The organism is Mycobacterium sp. (assembly GCF_025965855.1).
Taxonomy (GTDB): domain Bacteria; phylum Actinomycetota; class Actinomycetes; order Mycobacteriales; family Mycobacteriaceae; genus Mycobacterium.
The window spans coordinates 1-4,510 of sequence record NZ_JAOPWB010000151.1; the positions used below are offsets into that span (position 1 = coordinate 1).

A 4,510-nucleotide genomic window follows, 5' to 3' on the forward strand; every position below is an offset into this window, starting at 1 on the left:
GCGATGTTCATCGACGACGACCACATCTTGCGAGCCTCGTCCTCAACGGTCTGCGCGTGGACCTCAAAACGTCCCGCCATCGCCCGCATCTGATGCGGGTCAGTCATAAAACGTGTAGCCATGTTGCTTTCTCCTGTCTCGAAGCCTTCAGTTTGTCGAAGTCTTGTTAGTTTGTGGTCGATGCGTTGGTAGCCGCATCACGGACAGATTACGACCTACCGGTTAATTGCTCGCCTCAAATGGGTGACATATCCTTCCTTTTTCCGCCCTTTTCTCGCGTCAGACGACAACCTGCTTGGGCATGACGATCGGCTTGAACCCATACCGCGGCCCGGCGCCGTAGCCGGCCGCGCCCTTGGCCGCCCCTGCCATTCCGGGCATGCCGGGCATCGCCGCGACGGGCTCGCCCTCGGCGGCTGCGGTCCAACCCGAGCCCTCCAGGGGAGCGGTCGACGAGGCCAATGTCGCGGGGGCCGCCGAAGACCAGCTGGCCGGCACCGAGAGGCCACCGACCGCGGAGGCTTCGCCCAGAGCGCCCGACGCTCCGCCGCCCATAACACTGTTCACCAGGGCACCTTCCCCGATGACCGCACCGCCGGCGAGCGGTGTGACGTCGCTGGCGGTGGCGGCGGCCGCCGGCGTGGCGGCCGCAAGCGTGTGCCCCAGCGACACCCCGGTCGGGATGGCGTTCATCGTGAACCAGGCCCCGGTGTTGACCGCGCCATTAATGGCATTGAAGACCGACGGAGTGCCGAGGAAGCCGTCAACCGACTGCAGAAGGCTACTGCTGATCCCAAAGGTTCCGGCGAAGTTGATGGGGTTGGGCCCATTAATCAACGGGGGCCCGAAGACAAACGCGTCCGCCAACGTCTGGGCGGGGGTCGCCGCGTTGGTGACCGCGGCGGCTTGCAGGCCCGGGGCAGCCGGGTTGGGGGTCGACGTCAGCGGCGCTACCGGCTGAAGCACCGAGGCGGCCGTCGAGGCGCCCTGGTACGTGGCCATCATGATGGCGTCTTGGACCCACATTTCGGCGTATTGCACCTCGGTGGCCATGATTGCTGGCGTGTTGATGCCCAGGAAGTTCGTCGCGACCAGCGTCGCCAGCAACGACCTATTGGCAGCGATCACCGGCGGTGGGACCGTCGCCCCGAACGCCGCCTCATAAGCGGCAGCCGACGCCATGGCCTGGGTGCCCGCCTGCTCGAGCGCCGCCGCCGAGGTCGTCAGCCATGACACGATGGGCTGGGCTGCGGTCGCTGCTGCTGCCGACCCCGGACCCGTCCATTGCTCGGTGGTCAGGGTCGAGACTAGCGACTCCCACTGGGTCGCTGTGGTGCTCAGCTCGGCGGCCAGGTTGTTGTAAGCCGTCGCTGCGGCCATGAGCGGTCCTGCGCCGGCACCGGCGTACATGAGCGCCGAGGTAATGTCCGGGGGTACACCCGCGAAATCGAAACCTAGAACCATTTCTGTATCCCGTTCCCTTCGTCCCGAGTTTTGCTTTTAGTTGACTGTGTGACCGCGTATGAACTCACTCCTTAGACGGCCTGCGGCTTCGGCATGACGATGGGCTTGACGCCGTAGCGCGGGGCACCGAAGCCGGCGCTGTTGCGGGCGGCCCCGCCCAAACCCGGCATGCCCGGGACGATCGTCCCCGGGCCGCCCTGCGGCGCGGCGCCGGTCCAGCCCACGGTTTGGACGGCGGTGACGGGGCTCGCCCCGGGCGTGAAGGTGCCGGCCCAACTCGGCGGCACCGACAACTTGCCGACCATCGTCGCCTGGCCCAAGCCCCCGACCGGCATCGCGGCCATGCCCATGCCCCCGGCCGGACCCGTCGTGCCCACGGTATCCGCGACGCCCGCGGCCGCGACGTCGGAAGCGGCGTCGGCCGGCCCGCTGGGGAGCAGGCCGCCACCGGCCATCCCGAGCAGGTCGGAACCTGCGGAGGCCCAGTTGCCGCCACCGATATTGAGGATGTTGCCAGCATTGCCCGAGAGGCTGAACGGGCCACCGAGACCAGGGCTGTAGTTGCCGGTTCCGCCGAGGAGATACTGGACGACGTCAAGAGGATTGTTGCCGCCGAGAGCCGTCACGGCCGCGTTGGCGGCCTCGGTGCTGCTGTAGGTGCCGGAGCTGAGCCCCAGGGTGCTCGCATACTGTTGCTGAATAGTCTGAGCCTCCGCGGCGATCTGCTGATACATTGCGCCGTACGCCGCGAAAATCCCCGCCTGCTGGGCAGATACCGGGTCGGAGGCTGCCGGAATGATCGTCGTGATCGGTTCCGCCGCGCCCGCGTTTTGGGCAGTCAATGAAGTCGTGATCGCCGCAAGTTGCGCCGAGACGGCGAGCAACTCTTCGGGTATTGCTGTCAGAAAAGACATCTTCTTCTCCTAGTGTTCGGAAAATGTCCATCCACGTGCGGTGGATCGACTCTGTGCGTTGGCGTAACGGCGCTGTGCGACTGGCAAAAGGCTAACGAGCCGTGACTCCACAGTCCCTACGGAAAAGGCCAGGGTGACGGGCGTTTACGGCTTCTTAACGAACGTGTCGACAGTTTTAACGATGTCCTGCCGGGCGACATAGCGCTGTCATCTGAGATCCGCCCGCAAAGCGGCGAATGGGGTGCGGCGGGCGCATCTTAGGCGAAGCGCGGCCAAAGCGCATCTTCGAGATTTCGACTATTTCGGGTCGTATCCGACGCCCCGAGACCGGGGCCGGCGCGCTACATTCGCCGCCGAGCCCCCATAGCCCAATTGGCAGAGGCAGCGGACTTAAAATCCGTCCAGTGTCGGTTCGAGTCCGACTGGGGGCACCGTATTTGCGCTGGTCAAGACGATATTGGACGGTGGTCCACTCGGCTGAGGGGACTTCGTGTATGCAGCGTGTACGCAGGCTGGCGCGAGCTTGCGGAGCTCGCTAACTCGCACACGTGTTCGGAAGCGACACGCACCGCAACACGCCGAGCAGTGCTGGGGCGCCGCCATAGGCTGGTACGCATGGCGGGGCAACGATTGTCGCAGCGCAGAGGACGGGCTCAACCGGACGGCCCGTACGAGGGTGTGCCCGAGCATCTCGTGAACCGACTCTTGAAATGGTTCGACAACACGCTGAGGCCATATCAGAACCGCCAGATTAATGAGCAGAAGCTTCTTGAGATAGCGGGTTTCATGCGCGCACCGGTCGAACCGGATTGGCGGGCAGAGACCGTGCTGCAGCATCCTTTTGGGAGGTGCCCAAAAGGATGAGGACTATTTCCTCGACCTGATCGATGGCACCCGGAGCTACGGGAGACTTGGGCGAACGCCTTCGGCCGCAACGGCGACCCCTCCGACGTATGGGACCATGCCATAAAAGCTGTTGAAGACGTGTTGATTCCGGAGATGCCGAACAACGGCAACGCGACCTTGGGGAACGTCGTAGGTGAACTTGCCGGGCAGAACCGCGCGCAGTGGAGATTGGTACTGCCGGGGAACAACCAGGATCACGATGTCGCGCACCTCGTCGCAATACTTCGTCTGATATGGCCCAACCACGACCGGCATGGCGGCTCAACACCGAAGCGAACGCCCTCAGGGCAGGAGGCGCAGGCTGTTGTCACTCTTGCGGCGACCATAGTCCAGTGGCATCGGGAGGGGTGGGTGGTTCAGAAGCGATGACTTGAATCGCTTTCTATCTCCTATCTCGCACACCTTCGATACCGGCCGCAAATTATGCACGTGTGCACATCTGTGGTGGTGTGGCTCAACCGGCGACGGCGGGAACTGTTGGCGGTCGCGTCGCCGCCGCCGGGAGCCAGGCAACCGGTCGCGGGCACTCGAAGGGGCGCACCCGCGACCGGGCCGTTCGGGCGCCTCGCGTGGCCGTAGCCAGATGCGCGGCGGTTACCGGGCAATCTGCTCGCCGGGGTTACCCGGCACGTCTCGACCGCTCGGCGGGTCGACCATGCTGGGCGCTTTACCCCGATACATGCCGCGCTCGGAGGGTGGGGCGTACTCCTTGCCCGGCGGCACCATGCCGCTACCGAAGCCCTATTCGGTCTCGTCGCGCCAACGCTTATCGCGAGCGAGCCGGGTGGGGTCCTGCGGTCTGGGCACTGGTTGACTTCTGAGGGCATCTCAGCGCCAAAAGCATTCGGAAACACACGATTTCGGCTGGTTGCACGGATCTGCTCATGTCGTCACTCTGGTGGAACGCCCGCAGGAACGGCCTGCGGACACCACGCCGAGGAGGCAACAAGATGACGACGATGGATGAGCGGGCGATGGCCACCGATGTCGACGTGTCGATCCGGCCGAGCAAGGAGTGGGCGCTCCTGTACAAGCAGAAGCAGCTGGCCAAGGCCTGACCCGTGCGCCATGTCCTCGCAGGCCCATGATCCACCCTGAGATCGGGCCTGAGGAGGGGAAGCGGTCCACGTCGTTTGTGCCTAATGCTCATAGGCATGAGTAGCACCGACAACGCGCGGCGCGACCGTCTCGATGAGCGCTCGTTTCGTCTGGGCGCCGGGTTCAAG

Annotated in this window: 2 protein-coding genes, 1 tRNA gene and 1 pseudogene; 1 reads left to right on the top strand and 3 read right to left on the bottom strand. The window is 64.8% G+C overall.

Annotation, left to right across the window (positions count from 1 at the left end; translation table 11 throughout):
* From JWP83_RS12295 to JWP83_RS12305, 3 genes and pseudogenes are all read right to left on the bottom strand, one after another.
* Window positions 1-122, bottom strand: a pseudogene (locus JWP83_RS12295) (WXG100 family type VII secretion target); the annotation flags it as partial.
* 157 nt (window positions 123-279) lie between these two features.
* Entirely contained in the window at window positions 280-1,464 is a 1,185-nt protein-coding gene (locus tag JWP83_RS12300; RefSeq protein ID WP_297730219.1) for a PPE family protein, read from the bottom strand.
* Window positions 1,465-1,535: 71 nt separating this feature from the next.
* A complete protein-coding gene (locus tag JWP83_RS12305) occupies window positions 1,536-2,378 on the bottom strand; it encodes a PE domain-containing protein (RefSeq protein ID WP_297730220.1) in 843 nt (280 codons plus the stop codon).
* Between the two features lie 357 nt (window positions 2,379-2,735).
* On the opposite strand from JWP83_RS12305, the gene JWP83_RS12310 reads away from it, so the two are divergent.
* A tRNA-Leu gene (locus JWP83_RS12310) sits at window positions 2,736-2,809 on the top strand.
* Window positions 2,810-4,510: the final 1,701 nt, after the last annotated feature.